26 protein-coding genes are annotated in these 24,485 nt (G+C 58.0%); 20 read left to right on the top strand and 6 right to left on the bottom strand.

Features of this window, described 5'->3' with window-relative positions; genetic code table 11:
• The first annotated feature begins 113 nt into the window (after positions 1-113).
• Both K341_RS0101085 and K341_RS13040 read left to right on the top strand, forming a co-directional pair.
• Positions 114-809 (top strand): Crp/Fnr family transcriptional regulator, encoded by a 696-nt coding sequence (locus K341_RS0101085; protein WP_009349841.1) that lies wholly within the window; start codon positions 114-116, stop codon positions 807-809.
• Between the two features lie 25 nt (positions 810-834).
• Positions 835-1,011 (top strand): hypothetical protein, encoded by a 177-nt coding sequence (locus K341_RS13040; RefSeq protein ID WP_390899625.1) that lies wholly within the window; start codon positions 835-837, stop codon positions 1,009-1,011.
• 56 nt (positions 1,012-1,067) lie between these two features.
• On the opposite strand, the gene fumC is transcribed toward K341_RS13040, so the two are convergent.
• From fumC to K341_RS0101065, 4 genes are all read right to left on the bottom strand, one after another.
• A complete protein-coding gene (gene fumC, locus K341_RS0101080; protein WP_026761564.1) occupies positions 1,068-2,432 on the bottom strand; it encodes a class II fumarate hydratase in 1,365 nt (454 codons plus the stop codon).
• Positions 2,433-2,512: 80 nt separating this feature from the next.
• A complete protein-coding gene (locus K341_RS0101075) occupies positions 2,513-3,007 on the bottom strand; it encodes a Gx transporter family protein (protein ID WP_026761563.1) in 495 nt (164 codons plus the stop codon).
• A gap of 1 nt (position 3,008) precedes the next feature.
• On the bottom strand, positions 3,009-3,347 hold the full coding sequence (locus K341_RS0101070; protein ID WP_009657828.1) for a NusG domain II-containing protein: 339 nt from the start codon (positions 3,345-3,347) through the stop codon (positions 3,009-3,011).
• A 62-nt stretch (positions 3,348-3,409) separates the two neighbouring features.
• A complete protein-coding gene (locus K341_RS0101065) occupies positions 3,410-3,898 on the bottom strand; it encodes a hypothetical protein (RefSeq protein WP_026761562.1) in 489 nt (162 codons plus the stop codon).
• 98 nt (positions 3,899-3,996) lie between these two features.
• Here K341_RS0101065 and K341_RS0101060 point away from each other — a divergent pair, with 98 nt between their 5' ends.
• From K341_RS0101060 to K341_RS0101030, 7 genes are all read left to right on the top strand, one after another.
• Positions 3,997-4,839: a Cof-type HAD-IIB family hydrolase gene (locus K341_RS0101060; protein ID WP_026761561.1), complete on the top strand. Its 843-nt coding sequence runs from the start codon at positions 3,997-3,999 to the stop codon at positions 4,837-4,839.
• 56 nt (positions 4,840-4,895) lie between these two features.
• Positions 4,896-5,810: an RNase adapter RapZ gene (gene rapZ / locus K341_RS0101055; RefSeq protein ID WP_009657822.1), complete on the top strand. Its 915-nt coding sequence runs from the start codon at positions 4,896-4,898 to the stop codon at positions 5,808-5,810.
• 3 nt (positions 5,811-5,813) lie between these two features.
• A complete protein-coding gene (locus K341_RS0101050) occupies positions 5,814-7,109 on the top strand; it encodes a gluconeogenesis factor YvcK family protein (RefSeq protein ID WP_009439222.1) in 1,296 nt (431 codons plus the stop codon).
• 1 nt (position 7,110) lies between these two features.
• Positions 7,111-8,034, top strand: coding sequence for a DNA-binding protein WhiA (gene whiA, locus K341_RS0101045; RefSeq protein ID WP_026761560.1), 924 nt, complete (start codon positions 7,111-7,113; stop codon positions 8,032-8,034).
• Positions 8,035-8,037: 3 nt separating this feature from the next.
• Positions 8,038-8,886, top strand: coding sequence for a polysaccharide deacetylase family protein (locus K341_RS0101040; protein WP_026761559.1), 849 nt, complete (start codon positions 8,038-8,040; stop codon positions 8,884-8,886).
• Positions 8,887-8,920: 34 nt separating this feature from the next.
• Complete coding sequence (locus K341_RS0101035) at positions 8,921-10,159, top strand: hypothetical protein (protein ID WP_026761558.1); 1,239 nt, start codon at positions 8,921-8,923, stop codon at positions 10,157-10,159.
• Positions 10,160-10,273: 114 nt separating this feature from the next.
• Positions 10,274-10,798: a methyl-accepting chemotaxis protein gene (locus K341_RS0101030; protein ID WP_009349856.1), complete on the top strand. Its 525-nt coding sequence runs from the start codon at positions 10,274-10,276 to the stop codon at positions 10,796-10,798.
• Between the two features lie 69 nt (positions 10,799-10,867).
• Here K341_RS0101030 and K341_RS0101025 read toward each other — a convergent pair whose 3' ends face one another.
• Positions 10,868-11,320, bottom strand: a complete 453-nt coding sequence (locus K341_RS0101025) for a nitrous oxide-stimulated promoter family protein (RefSeq protein WP_009349857.1) — start codon at positions 11,318-11,320, stop codon at positions 10,868-10,870.
• 211 nt (positions 11,321-11,531) lie between these two features.
• Between K341_RS0101025 and K341_RS0101020 the strand changes: the two genes are divergently transcribed.
• From K341_RS0101020 to groL, 7 genes are all read left to right on the top strand, one after another.
• Positions 11,532-13,094: a hypothetical protein gene (locus tag K341_RS0101020; RefSeq protein ID WP_009439191.1), complete on the top strand. Its 1,563-nt coding sequence runs from the start codon at positions 11,532-11,534 to the stop codon at positions 13,092-13,094.
• 345 nt (positions 13,095-13,439) lie between these two features.
• Positions 13,440-15,125 carry a biosynthetic-type acetolactate synthase large subunit gene (gene ilvB / locus K341_RS0101015; protein WP_211221196.1) on the top strand — a complete coding sequence of 562 codons (1,686 nt, stop codon included), beginning with the start codon at positions 13,440-13,442 and terminating at the stop codon, positions 15,123-15,125.
• A gap of 1 nt (position 15,126) precedes the next feature.
• On the top strand, positions 15,127-15,627 hold the full coding sequence (gene ilvN, locus K341_RS0101010) for an acetolactate synthase small subunit (RefSeq protein WP_009349862.1): 501 nt from the start codon (positions 15,127-15,129) through the stop codon (positions 15,625-15,627).
• A gap of 34 nt (positions 15,628-15,661) precedes the next feature.
• Positions 15,662-16,585 (top strand): sugar ABC transporter substrate-binding protein, encoded by a 924-nt coding sequence (locus tag K341_RS0101005; protein WP_026761556.1) that lies wholly within the window; start codon positions 15,662-15,664, stop codon positions 16,583-16,585.
• Between the two features lie 13 nt (positions 16,586-16,598).
• A complete protein-coding gene (locus K341_RS0101000; protein WP_026761555.1) occupies positions 16,599-18,326 on the top strand; it encodes a methyl-accepting chemotaxis protein in 1,728 nt (575 codons plus the stop codon).
• Positions 18,327-18,481: 155 nt separating this feature from the next.
• Positions 18,482-18,763: a co-chaperone GroES gene (gene groES, locus K341_RS0100995; RefSeq protein ID WP_009349865.1), complete on the top strand. Its 282-nt coding sequence runs from the start codon at positions 18,482-18,484 to the stop codon at positions 18,761-18,763.
• A 30-nt stretch (positions 18,764-18,793) separates the two neighbouring features.
• The gene (gene groL, locus K341_RS0100990; protein ID WP_009349866.1) at positions 18,794-20,422 is read left to right on the top strand and encodes a chaperonin GroEL; all 1,629 of its coding nucleotides are present in this window, start codon (positions 18,794-18,796) and stop codon (positions 20,420-20,422) included.
• A gap of 248 nt (positions 20,423-20,670) precedes the next feature.
• On the opposite strand, the gene K341_RS0100980 is transcribed toward groL, so the two are convergent.
• Positions 20,671-21,069, bottom strand: coding sequence for a thioesterase family protein (locus tag K341_RS0100980; protein ID WP_026761554.1), 399 nt, complete (start codon positions 21,067-21,069; stop codon positions 20,671-20,673).
• A gap of 221 nt (positions 21,070-21,290) precedes the next feature.
• On the opposite strand from K341_RS0100980, the gene K341_RS0100975 reads away from it, so the two are divergent.
• The 4 genes from K341_RS0100975 (at position 21,291) to K341_RS0100960 (ending at position 24,420) form a co-directional block, all read left to right on the top strand.
• The gene (locus tag K341_RS0100975) at positions 21,291-21,605 is read left to right on the top strand and encodes a hypothetical protein (RefSeq protein WP_026761553.1); all 315 of its coding nucleotides are present in this window, start codon (positions 21,291-21,293) and stop codon (positions 21,603-21,605) included.
• A gap of 60 nt (positions 21,606-21,665) precedes the next feature.
• Positions 21,666-22,646, top strand: a complete 981-nt coding sequence (locus K341_RS0100970) for a diaminopimelate dehydrogenase (RefSeq protein ID WP_009349870.1) — start codon at positions 21,666-21,668, stop codon at positions 22,644-22,646.
• 112 nt (positions 22,647-22,758) lie between these two features.
• A complete protein-coding gene (locus K341_RS0100965; RefSeq protein WP_026761552.1) occupies positions 22,759-23,382 on the top strand; it encodes a class I SAM-dependent methyltransferase in 624 nt (207 codons plus the stop codon).
• Between the two features lie 36 nt (positions 23,383-23,418).
• Positions 23,419-24,420, top strand: a complete 1,002-nt coding sequence (locus tag K341_RS0100960) for a hypothetical protein (protein ID WP_026761551.1) — start codon at positions 23,419-23,421, stop codon at positions 24,418-24,420.
• The last annotated feature ends 65 nt before the right edge of the window (positions 24,421-24,485 follow it).

Raw genomic sequence — 24,485 nt, 5'->3', positions numbered from 1 at the left:
GTGCAGCAGCTCCGCTTTGCTTTACAAAGACCGATTTTCCAACTATAATGGAGATAATTATTCTCTTTTGTGTATAGATTTTCTTATCCCATAGATTTGGAAAGGAGCGGTCTATGCTGACGCGTGATATATTGGAGCCGTATACGGAAATTTTGATGAAGCACGATCTGTTTGAGGGGATTCCCGCAGAGGCACTTCCCAATTTGCTGAATGCGCTTGGTGCGGAGATCAAGCGATATGCCGCGGGGCAGAACATCATGCGGATGGGGCGTGCGCCGATTGTGACGGGCATCATCCTCGCGGGGGCGATTGAGGTGTCCTTCCTCAACGAAAATGCAGATCAGATCGATATGAATATATTTGAGGCGGGTAAAAGTTTCGGCGAGACTATGGAGGGCGCCGACCTCTCCGAGAGCCGCATGTTCGTCAAGGCGATCCGGGATGCAGTCATTCTGCGCCTGCAGTTCCGCCGCCTCTATGAAAAGCCTGCCTGCGAGGATCCGCATCTCTGGCGGTTCACACTTAATATGCTGCGGCGCATCTCGGCAAAGGGGATCTTCTATCAGCATAAAATTCGAATCATGGGGCAAAAGAGCATCCGCGCAAAACTCAGCGTCTATTTGCAGGAAGCGCCGCGCGATGCGGACGGCGCGGTGCAGCGCGATATGAATCAGACGCAGCTCGCGCGCTATCTCGGCGTGGAGCGGAGCGCACTCAGCCGTGAGATGAGCCATCTGCGCGAGGAGGGAGCCATTGATTACGATCGAAAGACGGTGTGGGTGCGGGATGAAGACTTTTTAGCGTTGTGAGAAGGAGACAAAATAGTTTAAGGGGATTGCAAAGATAAGTGCACGCAGTATTTTTGATGTTGGCAAATGTTTTATAGAAAAGATTCCTGATTATGCATCGACGATAGAATATGCCGGAGATTCACTTATCGTCTATGAAGTGAAATTTGACGAAGCACTAGTGACGTTGGACTTCGAGCATATTGAGACCATTCGGCTATAAAAAAATCCCGACGGAGATTCTGCCGTCGGGATTTTCTATCTGATTCTTAAATTATTTTACACCATCTCTTCGGGATGGAATACCTCGTCGAATTTTTCGGCGGTGAGGAACCCAAGGGCGACGCAGGCTTCTTTGAGGCTGATGTTCTCGTCGAATGCCTTGTGCGCGGTCTTGGCGGCGTTCTCATAGCCGATGTACGGGTTGAGGGCGGTGACGAGCATGAGCGAGCGATGGAGGTTCTCGTGCATCTTCTCACGGTTTGCCTTGATGCCGACGGCGCAGCGGTCGTTGAACGACTTCACAGAGTCCGTGAGGAGACGGGTCGACTGGAGGAAGTTGTAGATGATGACGGGCATGAACACGTTGAGCTCGAAATTGCCCTGCGATGCTGCAATGCCGATCGCGGCGTCGTTGCCCATGACCTGCACGGCGACCATCGTGACGGATTCGCACTGCGTGGGGTTGACTTTGCCCGGCATGATGGAGCTGCCCGGTTCGTTTGCGGGGATCGTGATCTCGCCGAGTCCGCAGCGCGGTCCTGCGGCGAGCCAGCGGATGTCGTTCGCGATCTTCATCATGTTGGCGGCAAGCCCTTTGAGTGCGCCGTGGGCAAAGACGACGGCATCCTTGCTCGTGAGGGCGTGGTATTTGTTCGGTGCGGTGACGAATTTCTTGCCCGTCAGCTCGCTTGCCGCCTGTGCGACGGCGGTGTCAAATCCCTTTGGCGCGTTGAGTCCCGTGCCGACGGCAGTGCCGCCGAGGGCGAGTTCGTGGAGGAAGGGGAGCGACGCTTTGAGCTGTTTTTTCGACTCTTCGAGCATGGCGAGCCAGCCGCTGATCTCCTGCGAGAAAGAGATGGGCACGGCGTCCTGCAAATGGGTGCGTCCCGTCTTGACGATGCCTTCGTTCTCCTTCATCAGGCGGCGGAAGGTTTCGGCGAGGAGGTCGATGCTCGGGAAGAGGTGATCTTCGATGGCAATGACCGCGGCGATGTGCATGGCGGTCGGGAATGTGTCGTTCGAGCTCTGCGACATGTTGGAGTGGTCGTTCGGGTGAAGGATTTTCTCGCCCGCGATTTCGTTGCCGCGGTTCGCGATGACCTCGTTGACGTTCATGTTCGACTGCGTGCCGCTGCCCGTCTGCCACACGGCGAGGGGGAAGTGCTCTGCGAGTTTGCCGGCGATGATTTCATCGCACGCCGCTTTGATGGCGCCCAGACGCTTGTTGTCGAGTTTGCCGAGCTTGTTGTTCGCGATGGCGGCGGATTTTTTCAGGATGCCGAACGCGTGGATGATTTCGGCAGGCATCTTTTCAATGCCGATGGGGAAATTTTCAAAACTTCGCTCAGTCTGCGCCGCCCAATATTTGTCGGCAGGGACCTTGACTTCTCCGAGGGAATCGTGTTCGATACGGTACTCCATTTGGATTGTCCTCCTTATCAGAACGTGAGAGAAAACTGTACTGTGAAAATTATAACACAATCGGCAGAAAATGAGAATATTTATCCTGTTGAAATTTTTTGGAGGATCTGTTTTGTGAGGAGACCGACGGCGAGTCCGGTGAGGATGCCTGCGATGCCGAGCACGGGGGCGTAGATCAAGAGAGCGTCCGTTTGCATTACGGCGGCGGCGACGGCGAGCTGTCCCATGTTGTGCAGGAAGCCGCCCACTGCGCTGATGCCGACGATGGAGAGCTGCGTGCGCGCCTTCAGTAGTGCCATTGCGGCAAAACTCAGGACTCCTCCCGCGAGACTGTAAAGCATCGGTGCGATACCGCCGCCGAAGAAGGAGGCGAGCAGGATGCGCAGGAGGAGGACGAGGAATGCGTCGCGCATGTGCGGCAGGGTATAGAGCGCGACGAGCGTGACGAGGGCGGCGAGACCGAGCTTTGCGCCCGGGACGGGCAGAGGCAGAGGGAGCAGCCCCTCGAGGAGAAAAAGGATGAGGGAGAGCGCCGTGAGGAGCGCGATGCGCACTGCGATGCGAAGATCCGTCATATCACTTCACTTCGATGAGGAGTTTGTGCGGGAGGCAGGCGATGACGTCGCCCTTTTTTTCAGCTTTGCCGGTCTTGACACAGACGAGGTCGGGGCAGTCCGCGTCCACGACGGCGATTGTTTCGTCCTCAATGCGGATCGTATTCGTGCCGTGTTCGTCCGCGACGACGATTTCCTCCGTGCCGCGGTGTCCTGTCAGCGGGATGTCGTAGAGCTGTTTTCCGTCCTGCGTGACGACAGCATGAAGCGGCGCACTGCTCTCACGCGGCGTAAGCAGAGCTGCGGCGCCGGCGCAGACGAGGAGAAGTGCGGCGATGAGGATGAAGTCTCTTTTCTGCATAAAATTGCCTTGCCTTGACGAATGTTTTCAATCACAGTACAATAGAGTGATATTCTATCAGGTTAAATGCCTTTGCTCAGCTCCCGCTGCCAATAGGCGAGATCGGGTTCGCTGAGCGGAAGATCAATCGTCTGCCCGTTGTCGTAGTAAAAGCGCAGCCGCACGCCCGCTGCTTTTCGCATGGCGGGGAGCGCAGCGCGCGGCAGCTCGGCAAAGAGTTTGTTCTCATTTTTATAGGGGCTGTCCGCGCCCGGGGTGGGGCGCGGCGTGTATTTCGTCGCGGCTTTCATCTCCCATGCGCTGCCGTCGGTGTAGAGCACGACGTCCGGCAGCAGCTGCGCTGTGTCGTAACGGTAATCCCATAGTGCGAGCGTCGCACCCTCAAGCCGTCCCTCGCCGGTGTAGGAGGCTTGAAAGTCAATGCGGGCATAGGCGGAGAGGCTGCGCGCCGTGCGGTGGTCGACGCGGTACGTGTAGGAAAGCCCAAAGATGCCGATGAGGATGGCGAGCAGTGCGACGAGAGTCACGAGACGAAAGAATACGGTCTGCACGACTTCCGAGCCTCCTTTTGAAAATGAGTTCGGAGTATTATAACATAGGGAGCGGCGCTTTGTCAGCAGAGTGCGGAGAAAGAAAGAGGGATACAGTGATGGCGGTCAAATTATTTGTATCGGATCTCGACGGGACGATGCTGCCGAGCAGGAGTGCGGTGTCGCCGGAGAATGTCGCGGCGGTGCGCCGCGCGGCGGAGGCGGGCGTCGTTGTGACGATCGCGACGGGGCGCATGTTCGAGGCGGCGCTGCCCGTTGCCGAGGCGCTTGGTCTCGATGTGCCCATCATCTCCTACAACGGCGCGCTGATTAAAAGCCCGAGCGGGCGCGTCTATGAGGAGCACACGCTCGACGCGCAGCTCGCGCGCGACATCATCTCGTTCTGCCATGCGCGCGACTGGTATATCCAAGAGTACAGCGGCGGCCGGCTCCGCTATGAAAAGGCGTGCGATGAGTCGCGTGCCTATGAGGCATCGCAGGGCGTGCCGGGAATTGCCGTGGGGCGCGCCGGGATGCTCGAGCACGCGGCGGGCAACTGCAAGCTGCTTCTTGCAACGCAGGGGCGCGAGATTACGATCGCACGCGCGGAGGAGATCGCGGAGGCGTTCGGCGCGCAGGTCGACGTGACGCGCTCGGCGGATACGCTCATCGAGATCGTGCCGAAGGGCATCTCCAAGGCGACGGCGCTCCGCACACTCGCGGCAAAGCTCGGTATCCCCGCCGAGGAGACCATGGCGATCGGCGACGCATACAACGATCTGCCGATGCTCGAGGCGGCGGGCAAGAGCATTGCGATGGGCAACGCGTTCCCCGAGGTGAAGGAAGCCACAGACTACGAGACACTGACCTGTGCGGAGAACGGGCTTGCCGCCGCGATCTACGCCTATGTGCTCGGTATGGGGGCGGATGCGCCCGTACCGCTGCCAAAGAGGGATATATAACGGCGTACGAACGATTTGAAGAACGCAGTTCAATTTGATATGTGAGGTGATACGAGATGCGTGAGAAGAAGGCAAAGTCCGCAGAGAAGTTCCGCCCCGTGATCATTACGGGCATGTCGGGCGGGGGGAAAACGCTCGCAGCGCGCTATATGGAGGATCTCGGCTATTTTTGCGTAGATAATCTGCCGCCGGTCTTTATTCCGAAATTCATCGATCTCTGCCGCGAAACGCACGGGCAGATCAGTCGTGCCGCTATCGTTGTGGATACGCGCAGCCGCGAGTTTTTTGATGCGTTCGTGCAGATCCTCGACGAACTCGACGCAGGGGATATTTCCTATGAGCTCCTCTTCATTGAGGCGTCGGACGACGTGATCATTCGCCGCTATAAGGAGACGCGCCGCCCGCATCCCTTGGCACCCGAGGCACGCATCTCCGAGGGGGTCACGCGTGAGCGGCAGCAGCTCGCCCCCGTGCGCGAACGTGCCACACAGATAGTCAATACGTCGAAGCTGCGCAAGACCGAACTGCGCGAGATCATCAGAGAGCATTACGATACGCCGGGCGGCGATACGGAGCTGACGGTGACGGTGCTCTCGTTCGGGTTCAAATACGGCGTGCCGCTCGATGCGGATCTCGTCTTTGACGTGCGCTTCCTGCCGAACCCGTTCTATGTGGACAATCTGCGGAGCAAGAGCGGCACCGTGCCGCAGGTCGCATCCTACATCGAGTCATGGGACGTGACGCAGAAATTCGAGCGGCACCTCGACGATATGATCGATTTCCTCCTTCCTCAGTATGAGAAGGAGGGGAAAAGTCAGCTCGTTATCGCTGTCGGCTGCACGGGCGGGATGCACCGCAGCGTGTTCATCGCAAAACATCTCTACGACCGCATCAAGAGCCGGTACGACGTGCGCCTGGAGCACCGCGATCTGATGAAAAACGAGGTGCAGGAACACGTGAGCGAGGGGTAAGTCATGCATCTCATGAAATGGCTGTACCCCGGCATCGGGTTCAAACGCTGGCTGTTCGCATTCGCGCTCGGCACGATCTGCGTCAGTCTCGGCGTCGCCCTCGTCTTTAACTATCAGTATCTCGACGCGATTGAAGAGGCGATTTTCCGATTCGTCTACACATGGCAGGGCAGCTACGACTATATGTTCACGGCGATTGCGGGTGCCGGGCTTTTTGTCGTCGGCAGCATCCTCATGCTCGTCGCGATGCGGCGCGTCATCCGCGCCATCATCACTGCGCTCATGCCCGAGGGGGCGTCTGCACGGCTCGTGGATCTCGTCTATGAAAAGACGCGCCTGAGCCGCGGCCCCACTGTTGCTGTTATCGGCGGCGGGCACGGACTCTCCGTTCTCCTGCGCGGCATCAAGGAGCTGACGAGCAATGTGACTGCCATTGTCACGGTCGCCGACGACGGCGGTTCCTCGGGGCGTCTGCGCGAGGAGCTCGGCATCATCCCGCCCGGCGATCTCAGGAACTGTCTCGTCGCGCTCGCGGACACCGAGCCGCTGATGGAAAAACTCTTTCAGCACCGCTTTGAGGGACGCAGCGACCTCGCGGGACATAGTTTCGGCAATCTCTTCCTCGCGGCGATGGCCGAGGTTACGGGCGACATGGAGACGGCGCTCAAGGAGTCGTCGAAGGTTCTCGCGGTCAAGGGGCGTGTGCTCCCCGCATCCAAGGAGTCCGTGCGTCTCGACGCGATCCTCGAGGACGGGACGGTCGTCGAGGGCGAATCGCACATCCCCGAGGTACCGGGGCGCATTCGCAGCGTGCGGCTTTTTCCGGCGGATGCCGCGCCTGTGGCATCCGCGCTCGAGGCGATCCGCACGGCGGACGCCATCGTGCTTGGTCCCGGCAGTCTCTACACGAGCATCATGCCGAATTTGCTCATCCATGGCGTGGCGGAGGAGCTGCGGAAAAGTCGCGCGCTCAAAATCTACATCTGCAACGTTATGACGCAGCCCGGCGAAACGGACGGATATACCGCGTCCATGCACGCGGAGGCGATATTAAAGCACGCGGGGCGCGGATCCATCGACTTTATGCTGGTCAACAATGCGCCCATCTCGCCCGCGCTCCGGGAAAAATACGCGGCGCAGGGCATCTATCCCGTCCGTGTGGACGAGGATGCGATCAATGCCCTTGGCATCGGTTTTGTCGGGGCGGACATTGTAAACCAGTCGGATGCCGTGCGGCACGATCCGGATAAGCTCAGCCGGAACATCATGCGCATGATCTACGACTTCCGGGTGCAGTGATATGCCGTCGTTCGCATCGGATGTCAAAAATGCACTCGCGCGCACGGATGAGGAGCGCACCTGCTGCCGGACGGCGGAACTTGCCGCGCTCCTGCGCATGGGCGCGACCGCCCGGACGGAGGAGGGACAGGGGCGCGGGCTGCGGTTCGAAGCGGCGAGTGCCGCCGTGGCGCGCCGCGTGATCCGTCTCCTGCACAATATAGATACTGAAATTGAGACCACGGTGGCACAGGAACGCACGCCGCAGCTCCGCCGCCGCACCTATATCGTCAACATCGCCGCAGGTGCATCCGTGACGCCGCTGCTCACGCAGCTCGGCTTCCTCGAGGAGGGAGAATTGCGTGCGGGGACGGACATGGCGCTCCTGCGGAAAAAATGTTGCCGCGCCGCCTATCTGCGCGGTGCGTTTCTCGGCGGCGGGAGCGTGAACCGCCCCGAGGCGAGCTGCAATCTCGAACTCAAGGCGCGGAGCGAGACAATGGGGCGTGCGCTTCATACGCTGCTGCGCCGCATGGGCTTTCCTGTTAGAATGACGGATCGGCGCGGACTTTACGTCGTCTATCTCAAAGAGGGTGACGCCGTGATGGACTTCCTCTCGCTCATCGGAGCGGAGGAGGCAGCGGAGGAGATCGAGGTCGCGCGCAACGTGAAAGAGGTGCGCGCGCAGGTCAATCGCCTCGTCAACGTCGAGATGGCGAATGTCCGACGTGCCGTGGACGCCGCTGCCGAACAGCGCGCGGCGATTGAGCGTCTTGCGGCGGCGGGGCGCATCGAAACACTGCCCGAGGAGCTGCGCGAGACCGCCGAGATGCGACGCGCGCATCCGGAGATCAGCATGGCGGAGCTGGCGGCGCTCTGCCACATCAGTAAACCGGGGATGAACCATCGCCTGCGCAAACTGCGCGCGATGGCAGAGGAGGTATAAAATTTGGGAAAGACAATTCGGCGGCTGCTGATGCTGCCTCTGTGGGCGCTGCTCGGACTCTTTGCGTGGCTCATCACAGCGCCGCCGCCCGCAGGATTTCCCATCCTCGAGTACCATATGGTGACCGAGGAGGTGCGCCCCGGCGCGGAGCCGTACGTCGTGCCGCCCGCGGAGTTCGCGGCGCAGCTCGACTATCTCCGCCGCGAGGGATATACGACAATCACCCCGCAGGACTATGCGCGCGCGCGCAAGGGCAAGCAGGTACTGCCTGAAAAGCCCGTCATCCTCTCCTTTGATGACGGCTACGAGGACAATCATCGCGTGATCCTGCCGATGCTCGACGAGCGCGGTATGAAGGGCGTGTTCTACATCGTGACGAACGACATCGGGCAGCCCGGCTATATGACGTGGGACAATCTGCGCGCACTCGAGTCGCACGGCATGGAGATCGGCAGCCACACGGCGAACCATATCCCGCTGACGACGCTGACGCGCGAGCAGCAACTCGATGAGATACGCCTCTCAAAGCTCCTGCTCGAGTGGAACGGCATGAAGACAATCTATAGCTTTTCCTATCCGAACGGCGCGTATGACGATGTGATCGTCGATATGCTCGCCGAGGAAAACTATCTGACGGCGGTGACGGGCGAGGCGGGACTCAATACGACGGAGACGAATCCGTACCGTCTGCGCCGCATCAATATTCCACCGCCGCACTTTGGATTGTGGGAGTTCCGCCTGCGGCTTTTTAAGGGGGAGCTGGCGGCACGATTGGAGACGCGCATGGCAGAGCTGCCGGAGGGCGTTCGGCAGCATGTGCAGGACGCGATCTATTTGCTGAGGAGATCATAAAACGGAATCATTGGAGGAAGGAAATCAAGAGAGTATGAATAAGGGAATCGTGTGGAAGGGAATCTTAGGGATCTCGGCGCTTTGTGCCGCGCTGCTCTTCCCGGCGGCGCGAAGCGCACAGGCGCATCCAACCGGAGGGACAACGGTTGTGCGGGAGCGCGGCGCGGCGGAGGGGGGCATTCGCAGCCGCGTCGCCGCAATCCTCGGCGATAACGGGATCCCTGCGCAGCGGATTTCGCAGCAGGCGTCGCGCATGATGCACCGGTGGGAAGTGGAGTCGCACGATACGGGCGGGACGCTGCTCTTTTCGGACAGTCCCGAGTATGTCAAGGAGACGGGGATTCTCTACCGTGATACGGTGACGGGAGCGGCGCGCGTTCTTTACTATCATCTGAACGATACTGCAACGCCGAAGAAAGTGGCGGTTGTGCTCGAGACGGAGGCGGATCTCGCTGTCGTTTCGGTGACACGCGGTGCAGCGAGTGCGCCGAGCATCGACTATCTGCGCGTGGGCAAGGCGACACAGATCGGCTATTTTGATACGCACGAGATGAGCGAGCGTATCCATGTGACGAAGGAACGCCCGCGTCTCCTCGTACCCGCGATGGATGAGACGATTTTGAACCCCGGAGAATTGGTTTACGGGGTATATGATTTTGATGCGAGTGCGCCCGTGCGCGTCTCTGTGATCATGTACGGCGCGGACATTGATCCCTTTGCCTTCCTGCGCACGGCGCGTGTGCTGCCGCGCGACGAGGTGGCGCTGCGCGGAACGTTCCAAGGAATGAACCGCATCGTCACCTCGCAGCGGATCTATCACCCCGGACGTGACGGTGCAGTGTATTTCCCCATCGGGGACAATCTGCACGATACGTACCTTACGGGGGTCGACGCGACGGACGGCGCGCCCGTCGTGAACTACGGCAACTATGGGATTCTCTATCAAATCAATATCCCAACGATGGGCAGGGAGCGCACACGCTATTTCCTCAGCCCGCTCGGCGGCGTTTACGCGGGCGCAATGCGCGCGCGGAGCGGCGGGCGGATGCGTCTGCTCGAGACGCCCGAGCACCGCGCATATTTCGGCGATCAAACCGTTCCCGAGCCGAAGAATGTGGCGCGCGCCCGCGAGGAGGGGCTGCTCTTTCTGACGCAGCACACGGAGCTTGCCGATCTCGGTTCGTACGAGAGCGACCGCCCCGTGCAGTTTGAATACTCGCCGCCCGGCGCGTCGAATCTGCCCGTCAACATTATCTTAATGCCGGAAAAATAGGCGGAGAAAATTTCGCGGGCAGGAAGGTTTTTTTCACTTTGCGTTGAATTAAAACCATAGCAAACAATGCCGTAGGGAATCATTCATACCGGGTGATCAGGGAGGAAGTAAAATATGGCAGAAGAGACGAAGATTGACCATGAGCGGCTGCTGACGGCGATCGAACAGATTGCGACGTCGACACAGACCGTCTATGAGGCGATCGAGCAGGTTGCAAAAAGCGCGACGGAGCTCGCGACGGCAGGGCAGGAGTCGGTGAAGCAGGCAAAGTTCCTGCAGGAGCGCAATGCCGATACGATCAAGGTCATTGATTTCATCACGAACATCGCCGGACAGACGAACCTCCTCGGTCTGAATGCCGCGATTGAGGCAGCGCGTGCGGGCGAGCAGGGACGCGGGTTCGCCGTCGTCGCCGAAGAGGTGCGCAAGCTCGCGGAGCAGTCACGCGAAGCGACTGAGCGTATCCAGGTTACGCTGAACGAGATGAACCGTGCCGTTGAGGACATTTCGAAATCCATCGAGACGACCGGCTCCATCAGCGAAGAGCAGGCGGCATCCACGCAGGAGATTACGGCAAATCTCTCACAAGTGACGAAAGCCGCGGACGAGCTCAAGGCATACATTAAGACGCTGGCGTAAAGTGCATATAAAAACCTCCCGATGCGGACGTACCGCACGGGAGGTTTTTTGCGCATATTATTTTTCGTCTTATTTTTTCTTGCGCTCTTTGACGCGTTCTTTTGCTGCCTTTTCGCGTGCCTTTACCTTGTCGTCAAGCTTTTTCTGCTGCTGATGCTTGGCATAGTCGACACCCATGCCCGCGAGCTTGTGCTTGATGGTCATAATGGGATGGCGCAGGAGCATTCCGCGCTGCGTGCCCTGCATGATGGTCAGGAACTCCTGCGTCGCCTTTGTGCCGAAACACGGGCGGTCGCAGCGGTCGCAGATCGGCTTTGTAATGCCGTAGGGGCAGCGGTCGATTTTCGTAAAGACGGTTGCGAGCAGCGCCGTGCAGCGCGGGCAGAGCTTGCTGCCGTTCTTCTCGTGATGCTTGCCGCAATAAATGCCGAAGGTTTTGCGGATGTTTTCCTTTTCCTTCGGGATGTTGTTCTTAATTTCGGGCGGTTTGCGCTTCGGGAGGAAGCGTGAGAATATGCTCATTCGGAATCACCTATGCTTTCGTTTATCTTCTGCGCATGCGCGCTTTTCTCTCCATTTTGTCATTTTACAGATTTTTTTAGAAAAAAGCAAGAGTGACGAATCTGTTTCTATTGTGTGCGTATGATTGACAAGTGTTCACACATTTGTTAGGATAAACCGTATTCTATTTGGATTTGTGTATTTGGGGAAACGCGTGACGCGGGAGGGCTGCATGGAAAATGTCTACGCTTTGGTCAAGCGTTTCTACGGCGAACATGGGCGTGTGAACATCTTTGTGCCGAGACCGCTGGTCGAGCGCTATTTGCGTGCGTCGGCGTGGAAAGGGAGGAGCAGCGAAGAGCTGTGCATTGACTGGTACTGCATCGAGGATTTCCTGATATGCATTGCACGGCGCAGCGACGAACTTGCGCGTCTGTTTATCCGCATTGACTATCTTGCGCTTTTTTTTCGCTATGCTGAAAAACATATTGACCGGCGTCCCTTAAAGTGCCATGTGGAGGATTATTTTGCGCGTATGCGTGCATTCCTCACTTACCTTGAGGAAAACGGGGACTATGAGATCGATATGGCGGAGCCGGATGCGGATCTTGAGGAGTTCTATATTACAGGGCGATTTCGCCTGCCGCCGCGTGTCGAATGGGAGGAGATCGAAGGGCTGACGCTCGATGATATCGAAGAGGATGAGCGTATGGAGATGGACGAGCTGAATCTCCAGCTCAATGACCTCCTGCACAAGATCGGCGAGTATTTTAGGCGCCCTCCGTATCAGCTTGATATCGGACGCGCCGCCATGATCTATACGGGCGATCTCTACGATATGAGCGCTTATGAACACGCTTCCGAGGAGGAAAAGGAAACTTTCTGGCTGCGGTTTTGGGATTTTTTCTTCTTCGACTACCATTTGATCGCTACCGATGAGACGCCTATTGAGCATTACAGCGAGCAGGAATGGGATAAGCTCGATTACGACGAGCGTGAGATTATACAGGATCTTCTTGCCGCGCGCTTTGCAGTACTTGCCGTAACGGAAGAGTACGATGAATACATTGTCTGCCGTGACATGCTTCGCAATGAGGAGATCATCCTGCCGCATCCGGGGATCCCGGGGGCGCTCAGTCGAACGATTTTGTTCGGGCATATTTGTGACGAGGGGGTGATGATGCTCAACTACATCACGTCGATTCCTGCGAGCAAGCGGCTTCAGCGGCGTATCAGCGAGACGATTCAACGCGAATTTGAGCTCTTTTGTATGCAGAAAAAGTCTGCCGATATAGATGAATTTCTCCTGCGAGAGGCTGCACTCGTGCGGCATACCATCCACGTACTCTCTTCAAGGGCACAGCTCGATGTGCTTCCGCAGCGTGCATTGCCACCACAGATCGACCGTCCTGCTGCTGAACGGGATCGTTGGAGCGAGGAGCTCACCGTGCTTCGGGCCGTGTCGGAAAAACTTGGGTTCAGTCGTTACGCACAGGAGCTGATGGGGAATCTGTTCCGTGACTATGCGCATATTGTCGGGAGGCATGCGGAAAAACCGGAAGTCTTGACGGCGGTTATTTTCCTTTTTGCCGACATCAACAGCATCGACCTGACGCATATAGAAGAACTGTACCGCGTATTTGGCTCAAATAAGAAGAGCGTCAATGCGGCAATCACTCGTATCCGGGAGACGATAGGGTGCGTCTCGTTTGATCCGCGTTATCTTGGTGAGGAGGGGTTCGTTACGATGCTCTACAGTGTAGTGGATCGGAAATCAAGGGATCATAGATCATGAGTTGAGTCGTGATCACCGATTGTGCTGTGAGAGAACGAAAGCAAAGCTATATTCGCCTTGTGGATCATGCCGGCAGTCTTGCTTTGTTCGGGGCTATAAAAGTGTGGATGCTTCCAAACTTACGCGTGCGTATTCACAAAATTGTATTGAAACGGATTCGATATGTATTGTATATCGGATCCGTTTGTTGTTATGGAGTCCATGCATCTGCTTTCACACATATCATTAAAGATGTCCGGAAAATTATTCAAGATGTCGGAGATGCTTGTAAAAAAAAGGAGAAACCCCTATAATAGAAGAGTATTATAATGGGGATGGCTATATTTTAGGAGGGAATCCGATTTGATGATGAACGGCGCACATGCGCTTTTAGAGAGTTTGAAACAGGAGGGCGTCGAGGTCGTCTTTGGCTATCCGGGCGGCGCGGTGCTTACGCTGTATGACGAAGTTTATAAAATGGGGTTCCGGCATGTGCTGACGCGTCATGAGCAGGGCGCGGCACATGCGGCGGACGGGTACGCCCGCGCGTCGGGGAAGGTCGGCGTCGTATTTGCAACATCGGGACCCGGCGCGACGAATCTCGTGACGGGGATTGCGACGGCACATATGGACTCTGTGCCGATGGTCTGCATCACGGGACAGGTGGCAAATCCTTACATTGGAAAAGATTCGTTCCAAGAGGCGGACATCGTGGGTATTACGACGCCGATTACGAAGCATAATTATCTCGTGAAGGACGCGGCGGATCTGCCGCGCATCGTCAAAGAGGCGTTTTATATCGCGCGGACGGGGCGCCCGGGCGTCGTTGTCATCGACGTGGCAAAGGATGTGTTCGATGCGCAGATCGACTATCGCTATCCGACCGCTGTAAAGCTGCACGGCTATACGGGCGAGGCCTCCTTTGATCCCGCAGCGGTGCGGGCGGCAGCGGAGGCTCTTGCCGCGGCGGAGCAGCCGTTGCTCTTCGTCGGCGGCGGTGTTGTGCTCTCGGATACTGCGGAGGAGATTCGTGAACTCCTCAGACTGACGGGGATGCCGTCGGTCGCGACGCTCATGGGCATCGGCGGCATCGCCGCAGAGACCGAGGGATTCACCGGGATGGCGGGGATGCACGGCTCCTACGCGTCGAACATGGCAATACAGGAGTGCGACCTCCTCCTCGCGGTCGGCACGCGCTTCAGCGACCGCGTAACGGGGAACACTGCAGCGTTTGCGCCCAAGGCGCGCGTCGTGCATTTTGACATTGATCCCGCGGAGCTGAACAAAAATGTGCGTGTCGATCTCCCCGTGCTCGGCGATCTGCGCGGAACGCTGCCCGCGTTCGTTGCGGCGGTGCGTGCTCTCGGCGGGGATCTGACGACGCGCTTCCGCCCGTGGCTCGGCGAAGTGCTGTCGATGGAGCGTGCGCATCCCTTGACATGGAAGGAGGCGGAGGAGATTCGCCCCGAGGCACTCGTCAGCCGGGTGCGCGCACTGATGGATGAGGATACGATCTGCGTCACGGATGTGGGACAGCATCAGATGTGGGCGGCGCAGTTCTTCCATGCACATGCGCCGCGGACATTCCTCACGTCGGGCGGGCTCGGCACGATGGGGTACGGTCTGCCGGCGGCACTCGGTGCGAAACTCGCCTGCCCGGAGAAAAAGGTCGTGCTCATCACGGGCGACGGCAGCATCATGATGAATTGTCAAGAGTTCGCGACGATTGCGGACAACGACATCGACATCAAGGTCGTCATCGTGCACAATTCCATCCTTGGCATGGTAGGACAGTGGCAGCGGCTCTTTTACAGCCGTCATTATTCCGCGTCGGAGCTCAAAGGAAAAACGGATTATGTAAAGCTCGCCGCAGCGATGGGCGTTGCGGGGGCGCGCATCGAGACGAAGGAGCAGCTCGCGGAGGAGCTGCCGCGTCTCCTCGCGGAGGATGGGGCGCGGCTCATCGACGTCATTGTCCCCGAGGAGGCGGACGTTGTGCCGATGGTGCCGGGCGGAAAGCGGCTGGATCAGATGGTGCTGGGAGGAAGGTAATATGGACAAATATTTACTCGCAGTGCTGGTCGACAACAAGCCGGGTGTTCTCACACACATCGCCAGTCTCATCAGTCGCCGCGCGTTCAACATCGAGAGTATCTCTGCCGGCTACACGGAGGAAAAGGCGGTCACGCGCATCAACATCGTTGTCTCGGTTGCCTCGGAGAATGAGCTGAACCAAGTAGTGACACAGCTTTCAAAGCTCATCGATGTTGTGAAAATTGTCAATCTTACGCAGTTTGACTCCATCACGCGTGAACTTGTGCTCATTAAGGTGCGTGCGACGAAGGAGTCGCGCGCGCAGATCATTGACGTCGTGAACATCTTCCGCGCACGCATTGTGGACGTCGGTGTGGAGAATGTCGTTGTGGAGCTGACGGGCGACACGAAGAAAATCGACGCGCTCTCGGAGCTTCTCTCGGACTATGGCATCATCGAGATCGCGCGGACGGGAGCAATCGCACTCTCGCGCGGTCCCGTACCCGTGAAACATATGTAAAAGGAAACACATGCAGAAAAATGGAGGGATCGGTATGAATCTGAGAAAATGGGCAATGTTTCTTCTTCCTGCCGCTTGCTTGGGACTTGCGGGCTGTGGAATGCCGGGGGCGAGTTCGAACCGCGTCGTCTATGCAAATTTTGACGATGCGGACGGGTTCTGTTCGCAGATCAGAGCGGCATTTGATCAAAAGGCAAAGGCGGACGGCATCGAGGTCACGTATTTGGACGCCAAGGGCAGCGGCAATATGCAGATCGACCAGATGAACGATGCCATCAGCAGCGGTGCAGGCGCGATCGTTCTGCTCGCGGCGGATGGGACGAGCATTGTCAAAAGCATCGAAAAGGCAAACGATGCGGGCATCCCTGTGATCATCGTCAACCGCAGCGTTGCGGGTGGAAAGGTGCTGCGCGCGTTTTCCGACGATAAGGAAGCCGGTCGTATGCAGGGCGAATACATGGCGAAGCATCTGCCGGAGGGCGCAAAGATCGTCTATTTGCAGGGCGACGGTACGCAGAGCAGTGCCGTGGGACGTTGGGAAGGGTTCAAAGAAGCCTGCCTTGACAAGCGCCCGGACATACAGCTGCTCTCTTTTGTCGATGCCGGATGGAGCAAAGCAGAGGCGCTCAAGACAATGACTCTTTGGATGAGCATGTTTCCGGAGATCAACGGTGTCGTTGCGGGCAACGATGAGATGGCGCTCGGCGCAGTGCAGGCACTCAAGGGGGCAAACCGCCTCGAGGGCTGCCTGATCTCAGGGGTTGATGCGACACCGGCAGGGCTTGCCGCCGTGACGGCCGGGGAGATGGTGCAGACCGTCAAGCAGGATGCAAAGGGACAGGGCGAAGCCGCGCTGACGCTCGCGGAGGGATTCATCAAGGGAAATCCGCCGTCAAGCGATACATCGATTCCTTTTACATCCATCACGCAGGAAAATATCGGACAGGTTGGCAACTGAGGAGGGCGGCGGCATGAATATTCCAATGATTGGTGCGGATGCACTCAAAGATTACAGCGTGCGGACGAAGATTTTTATCCTCTCCGTGACGCTGCTCGTCGTTCTTCTCATTGTTGCGTCAGTTGGAATCTACTCGAACTACCGTGCGAAAGATTCGCTCGACGATATGTATAACCACAACCTCATGACGACGCAGTACCTCAACGATGCGAACAATCGGCTGCGCAAAATCAGTGTGAACACGCCGTATCTGTTGCAGACGGATATGCCCGCGGACAGCCGCAAGGTGCTTGTGGACGATGTGCTCGGCAATCTTGACGGAATCCGGCACGATATGGAGGAACTCAAAAAGATTGACACGAGCGAGCGCGCGCAGGCGACCATTGCTGAGCTGGAAAAAAACCTCACTGTCGCCGCGAATAAGGTCGGCGCCATCAACAATATGGGGACTGCACCGGAAGATCGCATTGCGGTCTTTAATAATCTTGCGTCGCTCACGGTGATTTCGAGCAATATGGATGTGCTCACTCCGGATAACGTGTTTCAGGGAAAACAGGTCTTTGAGGCGAACAATGTCCGCTATGACGAGACGGTCTACACCTTTGCGGTGATCCTGCTGATCGCGCTCGGATTCGGGCTGTTCGTTTCGCGTCTCATCGCGGATAATATCTCGGGACCGCTTGCCGCATCGATCGGACACCTCAACGCCGTGGCGGCGGGCGATCTGAGCCGCGAGATCCCGGCGGAACTCTCGGCGCGCCGCGATGAGATCGGCGTCGTGGTGCAGGCACTCAGCAAAATGCAGGGCTTTATGAAGCAGGTGCATGAGGAAGCTGAGACGACGGACGCCATGGTCGGCGAGCTTGAGCAGATGCTGAATAGTCTCAGCGGCGATACGCAGGACATGTCAGCCGTAACGCAGGAGATGTCGGCGGGCATGGAGGAGACGGCGGCGTCCACCTCCAATGTTCAGCATCTCAGCAGCGACCTCAGCGACGGCATTAAGGGGGCGGCGGATGCCGCCGCGCGCAGCGAGGACTATGCGCGCGAGATTGTGGGACGCGTCGCACAGCTCAAGACGGCGATGGAGCAATCGCGGGCAAGCGCCGATCGCATCTACGGGGCGACGAAGGCCTCTGTCGAGGAAGCGATCGAATCCGCAAAGGTTGTCGACCAGATTGGACAGCTCACACGAGATATTGCTGAAATTGCGGAGCAGACCAACCTGCTCGCGCTCAATGCGAGCATTGAGGCGGCGCGCGCCGGTGAACAGGGGCGCGGCTTTGCCGTCGTTGCGGGTGAGGTCGGCAAACTCGCCGAGCAGTCGCGCGAGACCACCGAGAAAATCAGAGGTCTTACGGGGCAGGTCACGGCATCCGTACAAGCACTCTCAGACGGAGCATACAGTCTGCTGCAATTCATCGACGAGGACGTCCATGCCGACTATGGACGGATGGATGAAACCACGCTCTCCTACGAGAAGGATACCGCGTATTTCCGCAAGAGCGCAGAGGATACGACAGCAAATTCGCAGCAACTGCTCTCCTCTGTCAATGAAATGAACCAGGCGATGGATGAGATCCGCAATGCAACCCATGAGGGAGCCGTCGGAAATACGAAGATCGCCGAAAAAGTCGTCGGTATGGCGGAGCAGTATGAGGATATTTTGGCAAAGATTCAAACCTTCAAAGAAGGTACGGCGCGCCTCAAGAACCTTGTTGCAGCATTCAAAGAGGGCTGATTTTGCCGCCTCAAAAAGCAGTTTGACTTTTTTATAAAAAGACTATTGACTTTTTGACTTAAATGGATTACTATATGAATCGTGAGTTAGCACTCAGTACATGAGAGTGCTAACAGCGTAGAATATCATTGTTATGAAACTAGGAGGCAGATACCATGATTAAGCCATTGGGCGAACGTGTTGTCATTGAGGTTGCGGAGAGCGATGTCACGACGGCGAGCGGCATTGTGCTCCCCGACACGGCAAAGGAAAAGCCGCAGAAGGGCAAAGTCGTTGCCGTTGGCACGGGCAAGCTGCTGGATAACGGACAGCGCGCCACACCTGAGGTAAAGGTGGGCGACGGTGTCGTATTCTCGAAATACTCGGGCTCTGAGATCAAGGTCGACGACAAGGACTATCTCATCGTCCGCGAGAGCGACATTCTGGCGATTCTGTAAGATTACGCAGCTTTTAGGAGGCATATAGTAATGGCAAAACAGATTTTGTTTGACGAAGAGGCACGCCGCGCGCTCGGACGCGGTGTTGACGCACTGGCAAACGCAGTCAAGGTAACGCTCGGTCCCAAAGGCCGCAACGTCGTTCTCGATAAGAAGTACGGCGCACCGACCATCACGAACGACGGTGTAACGATTGCACGCGACATCGAGCTCGAAGATCCGTTTGAGAACATGGGCGCACAGCTCGTGAAGGAAGTCGCGACGAAGACGAACGACATCGCAGGCGACGGCACGACGACCGCGACGCTCCTCGCACAGGCGATGATTCAGGAAGGTATGCGCAACGTCGTTGCGGGCGCTAACCCGATGATCGTCAAGAAGGGCATTGAGTGCGCAGTCAAGACCCTCGTCGAGGAGATCAAGAGCAAGGCACAGAAGGTCGAGACCAAGGCAAAGATCGCGCAGGTTGCGGCGATCTCCTCCGGCGACAGCGAAGTCGGCGACCTCATCGCAGAGGCGATGGAGAAGGTCGGCAAGGACGGCGTTATCACGGTCGAGGAGTCCAAGTCCATGGACACGAACCTCTCCGTCGTCGAAGGAATGCAGTTTGACCGCGGCTACATCTCCCCGTACATGGTCACGGATACGGAGAAGATGGAAGCCATTATGGACGACCCGTATGTGCTCATCACGGATCGCAAGATCTCGTCCGTCGCGGACATCCTGCCCGTGCTTGAGCAGGTGGTCAAGCAGGGCAAGCAGATCGTCATCATCTCTGAGGATCTCGACGGCGAAGCGCTCGCGACCATCGTTGTCAACAAGCTCCGCGGCACGTTCAAGGCGCTCGCGGTCAAGGCTCCGGGCTTCGGCGACCGCCGCAAGGCAATGCTCGAGGATATCGCGATCCTCACGGGCGGAACGGTCATCAGTGAAGAGCTCGGGCGCAAACTCGACAGCGTTACGCTCGCAGACCTCGGTCGTGCGCGTCAGGTGCGTTCCACGAAAGAGGAGACGACCATCGTTGACGGCGCGGGCGATAAGAATCAGATCGCATCGCGCGTCGATCAGCTCAAGAAGCAGATCGCGGAGACGACCTCCGATTTCGATCGCGAGAAGCTCCAGGAGCGTCTCGCAAAACTCGCGGGCGGCGTTGCGGTTGTTGAGATCGGCGCAGCCACCGAAGTCGAGATGAAGGACAAGAAATACCGCGTCGAGGATGCGCTCAACGCAACGCGCGCAGCAGTTGAAGAGGGCATCGTTGCCGGCGGCGGCACGACCTTCATCGATATTCTGCCGGCACTTGATAAAATCAATGCCGAGGGCGACGTTAAGGTCGGCGTTGACATCGTGCGCCGTGCCATTGAGGCACCCGTGCGCCAGATCGCCGAGAACGCAGGTCTTGAGGGCTCCGTCGTTGTGGACAGCGTAAAGAAGGCGGGCGACGGTATCGGCTTCAACGCGCTCGAGAACACCTACGTCGACATGATCGGCGCGGGCATCGTCGACCCTGCAAAGGTCACGCGCTCGGCACTCCAGAACGCGGCATCCATCGCCGCAATGGTACTCACGACCGAGACCCTCGTCACCGACAAGCCGGAGCCCGAGGCTCCGATGCCGGGCGGTGCACCGGGCATGGGCGGAATGGGCGGCATGATGTAAGAATGCCCCGTAACCCTAGTAATGACGCGGGTTCTTGCACCTAAAATACCCTTCTTGTGAAAAAATGTGAAAAAATGTGAAAAAATGTGAAAAGAAATTTTCACAGCATAAAAAAAGGCGCTCTCTCGCATGGTCGAGAGGGCGTCTTTTGTATGTTGCAAGTTATATGCTGCCGGTGATATTAGGGAGATGCCCCAAAATGAAAAACTACCTGTTGTGCGGGTGGATATTATTTATATGGGAGAGGATTAGCGCTTGCTCTCGGCTTTGGCGAAGAATTTTTCCGATGCGACGGCAAAACGCTCATGCGTGCCGGAACCGATCTCCTCGCGGGCATCGTATGCCGTGACCTTGAGGTTGATCTTGCGCCCGTCGACTGCCGTGACCTCGGCGACGGCGCGGACGGACAGCCCGACGGGCGTTGCGGCACGGTGGCTGATAGAGAGCGCAGTGCCGACGGTCGTCCATCCGACGGGGCATTCGCGCTGGCATAGCTCGGCTGCGGCGCGTTCCATGAGCGCCGCCATGCAGGGGGTCGCGTAGACGTTGAGTGATCCGCTGCCGACGACGCGCGCGGTCTTCTCCTCCGTGACGCTGTCCTGTACCTCGTGTGTCATGCCGGGGGCGATGGTGCTTGTAAATTCCATAAAAAGTTCCAGCTCCTTTTCCATGATTTGGACTTGGTATAGGTAATTTCTTTTTTTTATATTTTACTGCATGCCAAATTCTTATGCAACGGGCGAGGGGAGAAAAAGCGAACTCTGTATACAGAATAATTCGCTGCGGACAGTTGCGCGCGGCGCGGAATCGTTCTATAATAATGAACGCCTGTAAAAGGGTATATATCCGTTCATAAGAGGTGATACGAGTGAGTGATACATACAGCGTCGCCATCAGTTATGGCGAGGTACTCGGCTGGATTGACTACGACAGTGCGTCACGGTCGGCAAGTGTAAATCTTGCGGATGAAAAAGGACGCACGGCGGTGGAGGATTTTCTCGCCGTTCCGCATGAGGTCGAGATGCCCCATGAGACGCTGATGGACTTTACGAAAGAGACGGTCACGCCGCTCGCCGATCGAGAGAGCTTTGAGCTTGCCCTGACCCGTCTCTGGAACGAGACGGGGGTTCAGGTGGATTGGTCGCGTCCGGTGGACTATGTGAAGGCACACCCGCATTACTGAGGAGCGTTGTTTCCTGAAAGGTTTTACGCCGTTTTAGGGGAAACGGTGGGAGGAGCATTTATGACACGAATTGGAATTTTGGGCTATGGGAATCTCGGACGCGGCGTCGAGTACGCTGTGGAGGCAAATGCGGATCTGGAGCTCGTCGTCGTCTTTACGCGGCGCGATCCCGCGTCGGTCAAGGTGCGCTCAGGCGTGCCCGTCGTCTCCGCAAGCGCGGCGGCAGAGTGGAAGGATAAGGTGGATGTGCTGATTCTCTGCGGCGGTTCGGCGACCGATCTTCCGGAGCAGACACCGGCCTTTGCAAAGCTGTTCAATGTGGTGGACAGTTTCGACACGCACGCGAAGATCCCCGCGCATTTTGCGGCGGTGGATGCGGCGGCAAAGGCGGCGGGACGCGTCGGCATCATCTCGGTCGGCTGGGATCCGGGCATGTTCTCGCTGAACCGCGTCTACAGCAACGCGATTCTGCCGGGCGGCGCAGATTACACGTTCTGGGGGCGCGGCGTCAGTCAGGGGCATTCCGATGCGATCCGCCGCATTCCGGGCGTGAAGGATGCAAAGCAGTATACTGTGCCCGTTCCGGCGGCTCTGGAGGCTGTGCGCAGCGGCTCGAATCCGACGCTCTCGACGCGCGAAAAGCACACCCGCGAGTGCTATGTCGTTCTCGAGGCGGGCGCTGATGCCGCGGCTGTTGAGAAGGCGATCGTGACGATGCCGAACTACTTCTCGGACTACGACACGACGGTGCATTTCATCAGCGAGGAGGAACTCCGGCGCGACCATGCGGGGCTTGCGCACGGAGGTTTCGTCATTCGTTCCGGGGCAACCGGAAAGGGCGGCGAGCACAAGCATGTCATCGAGTACAGCCTGAAGCTCGACTCGAACCCCGAGTTCACGGCGAACGTGCTCGCGGCGTATGCGCGCGCGGCGCATCGCCTTGCCAAAGAGGGCGCGACGGGATGCAGGACGGTACTGGACATTGCGCCCTCCTACATCTGCGCACAGAGCGGCGAGGAACTGCGCAAGGCGCTTCTCTAAAAATAAAATCATTGAGTGACATAAAAGTGTCTCGCAGATTTCTGCTGCGAGACACTTTTTATTTTTTGTGGTAATATAGGGACTATGATTGAACGGTAAGGAGGGAGCGGATATGGGACTGCTTAAAAAATTCTTCAGCAACGCGGCAAAGCCGAAGGGGCTTGTCGGAAAATTTGTGGTCGGTATCATGAACCGCGGGCACGCGCCGATCGCGGCGTGGGGATTCTCTCATCTCGTCCTGCGCGGCGATGAGGACGTGCTCGACTGCGGATGCGGGGGCGGGGCGAATATCGCGCGGTTCCTCCGAGCGCTCCCGCGGGGGCATGCGACGGGGCTCGACTATTCCAAGGTGTCCGTGGAAAAATCAAGAGAACTCAACGCTGCCGCGATTGCAGCGGGACGCTGTGAAGTCGTTCAATGCGCTCTTCCGGAAATGCCGTTTGGGGACGAACGCTTCGACGTCGTGACGGCGTTCGAGACCGTCTACTTTTGGCCGGATATAGAAGACTGTTTCCGTGCGGTTCTGCGCGTGCTGAAGCCGGGCGGTGTGTTCATGATTACGAACGAGGCGGGAAAGAAAACTGAGAAGAGTCTCAAATGGACGAAGATCGTCGACGGCATGACGATCTATACGGCGGAAGAGCTCGAGGACTTATTGACTCGCACGGGGTTTGCGCATGTGGAGACGGACGGCAGTGTGAAGGACGACAGACTAAATGTCAGAGCCTATAAATAATTAACGTAAAAATACCGATGGGAAGGAGGAACGCGTATGGCGATCACCCCACCGACGCCGCCGACGCCTCCCACGCCGCCGAAGATCACGCTCGGCGACGCAGCGCGGGACGCGCAGAATAACAGCGTGCATACGACGGGCGACGCGCAGGCGGAGCAGCAGGCGCGGGACTCCGTCGCGCAGGGAAACGGCGCGCTCTCCAAGACAACAACGGGGGCGCCGCAGGATCGCACGAAAACGGGACAGAGTGAGCGATCCAATGCAGGCGCGCGCAGCGATGCTGCAAACGGCGACCGCGTGAACACGGCGAGTGCACGCGTCGATCGCGGAACGCAGGTCGAGGGACAGACGGGTGCGGATGTGGCAAACGGACTCAGCGCCGCGGAGGAGAATGCGATCCTCAAGAAGCAGCTCGGCATCGGCACCGACGCGAATGCGCAGACTGCTGTGCCGGAGCCGCCGCAGTCCTATACCGCGCCGAGCGCTTTTGCATGGGCAGGACTGCTTGTCGTCGGCATCGTTGGAGGCGTCGTTCTTTTTCGCAGGTTCTTCCGCAGGAAAGAGAGCACGGAGCCGGCGGAAGAGGTGCCGCATCTCGCGGAGCGTATCTTGGCTCAGGAGCGCGAGAGGGATGCATTGCGCCCCGCAGATACGGACGGCACAGCGGAGGAACATGCGGCACTGCTTTCGGCGGCGGCGCGGACACGCCGCGCACGCGATACGCGCGGAGAGCTTTTGACGGAGTACACGGGGCTGACGGCGGGCGAGGCACTCGAACGCCTCGCCCGCGAAGAGCGGCGCGCCCCCTCGTCGGATGTAGGAGCGCAGATGCCGCCGCGCAGTGTGCGCCGTGAGGGGGCACGGACGTCCCCCCCGCCCGTAGAGCATGCGCCGTCTGCACCGACGCCGGCAGTACCGCCAGTATCGCGCACTCCGACAGAGCAGATACCGAAAACGGATGCTCCACCGTCCGCACACCGCCCCGCAGAGCGGGAGGAGGACGGCGCGGAGCGTCCGCGTTTTGAGGTGCGTGTCTAGGTGTTTCTTTACAAAATACGCCCTTTGTACTATGATAACAGATGAAATTCTACACTGCGATGGAG

Origin of the sequence: Centipeda artemidis DSM 19719 (genome assembly GCF_000426665.1) — a bacterium.
GTDB classification, from domain to species: domain Bacteria; phylum Bacillota; class Negativicutes; order Selenomonadales; family Selenomonadaceae; genus Centipeda; species Centipeda artemidis.
The sequence above is the reverse complement of the archived record's forward strand: the minus strand, read 5'-3'. Positions and strand labels throughout refer to the sequence as shown.

Bases quoted from the DNA above. Each gene is read 5' to 3' on its own strand.
- K341_RS0101085 (WP_009349841.1), top strand. From the start codon at position 114: ATGCTGACGCGTGATATATTGGAGCCGTATACGGAAATTTTGATGAAG.
- fumC (WP_026761564.1), bottom strand. From the start codon at position 2,432: ATGGAGTACCGTATCGAACACGATTCCCTCGGAGAAGTCAAGGTCCCT.
- K341_RS0101075 (WP_026761563.1), bottom strand. From the start codon at position 3,007: ATGACGGATCTTCGCATCGCAGTGCGCATCGCGCTCCTCACGGCGCTC.
- K341_RS0101070 (WP_009657828.1), bottom strand. From the start codon at position 3,347: ATGCAGAAAAGAGACTTCATCCTCATCGCCGCACTTCTCCTCGTCTGC.
- K341_RS0101060 (WP_026761561.1), top strand. From the start codon at position 3,997: ATGGCGGTCAAATTATTTGTATCGGATCTCGACGGGACGATGCTGCCG.
- rapZ (WP_009657822.1), top strand. From the start codon at position 4,896: ATGCGTGAGAAGAAGGCAAAGTCCGCAGAGAAGTTCCGCCCCGTGATC.
- K341_RS0101050 (WP_009439222.1), top strand. From the start codon at position 5,814: ATGCATCTCATGAAATGGCTGTACCCCGGCATCGGGTTCAAACGCTGG.
- whiA (WP_026761560.1), top strand. From the start codon at position 7,111: ATGCCGTCGTTCGCATCGGATGTCAAAAATGCACTCGCGCGCACGGAT.
- K341_RS0101035 (WP_026761558.1), top strand. From the start codon at position 8,921: ATGAATAAGGGAATCGTGTGGAAGGGAATCTTAGGGATCTCGGCGCTT.
- K341_RS0101030 (WP_009349856.1), top strand. From the start codon at position 10,274: ATGGCAGAAGAGACGAAGATTGACCATGAGCGGCTGCTGACGGCGATC.
- K341_RS0101025 (WP_009349857.1), bottom strand. From the start codon at position 11,320: ATGAGCATATTCTCACGCTTCCTCCCGAAGCGCAAACCGCCCGAAATT.
- K341_RS0101020 (WP_009439191.1), top strand. From the start codon at position 11,532: ATGGAAAATGTCTACGCTTTGGTCAAGCGTTTCTACGGCGAACATGGG.
- ilvB (WP_211221196.1), top strand. From the start codon at position 13,440: ATGATGAACGGCGCACATGCGCTTTTAGAGAGTTTGAAACAGGAGGGC.
- ilvN (WP_009349862.1), top strand. From the start codon at position 15,127: ATGGACAAATATTTACTCGCAGTGCTGGTCGACAACAAGCCGGGTGTT.
- K341_RS0101005 (WP_026761556.1), top strand. From the start codon at position 15,662: ATGAATCTGAGAAAATGGGCAATGTTTCTTCTTCCTGCCGCTTGCTTG.
- K341_RS0101000 (WP_026761555.1), top strand. From the start codon at position 16,599: ATGAATATTCCAATGATTGGTGCGGATGCACTCAAAGATTACAGCGTG.
- groES (WP_009349865.1), top strand. From the start codon at position 18,482: ATGATTAAGCCATTGGGCGAACGTGTTGTCATTGAGGTTGCGGAGAGC.
- groL (WP_009349866.1), top strand. From the start codon at position 18,794: ATGGCAAAACAGATTTTGTTTGACGAAGAGGCACGCCGCGCGCTCGGA.
- K341_RS0100980 (WP_026761554.1), bottom strand. From the start codon at position 21,069: ATGGAATTTACAAGCACCATCGCCCCCGGCATGACACACGAGGTACAG.
- K341_RS0100970 (WP_009349870.1), top strand. From the start codon at position 21,666: ATGACACGAATTGGAATTTTGGGCTATGGGAATCTCGGACGCGGCGTC.
- K341_RS0100965 (WP_026761552.1), top strand. From the start codon at position 22,759: ATGGGACTGCTTAAAAAATTCTTCAGCAACGCGGCAAAGCCGAAGGGG.
- K341_RS0100960 (WP_026761551.1), top strand. From the start codon at position 23,419: ATGGCGATCACCCCACCGACGCCGCCGACGCCTCCCACGCCGCCGAAG.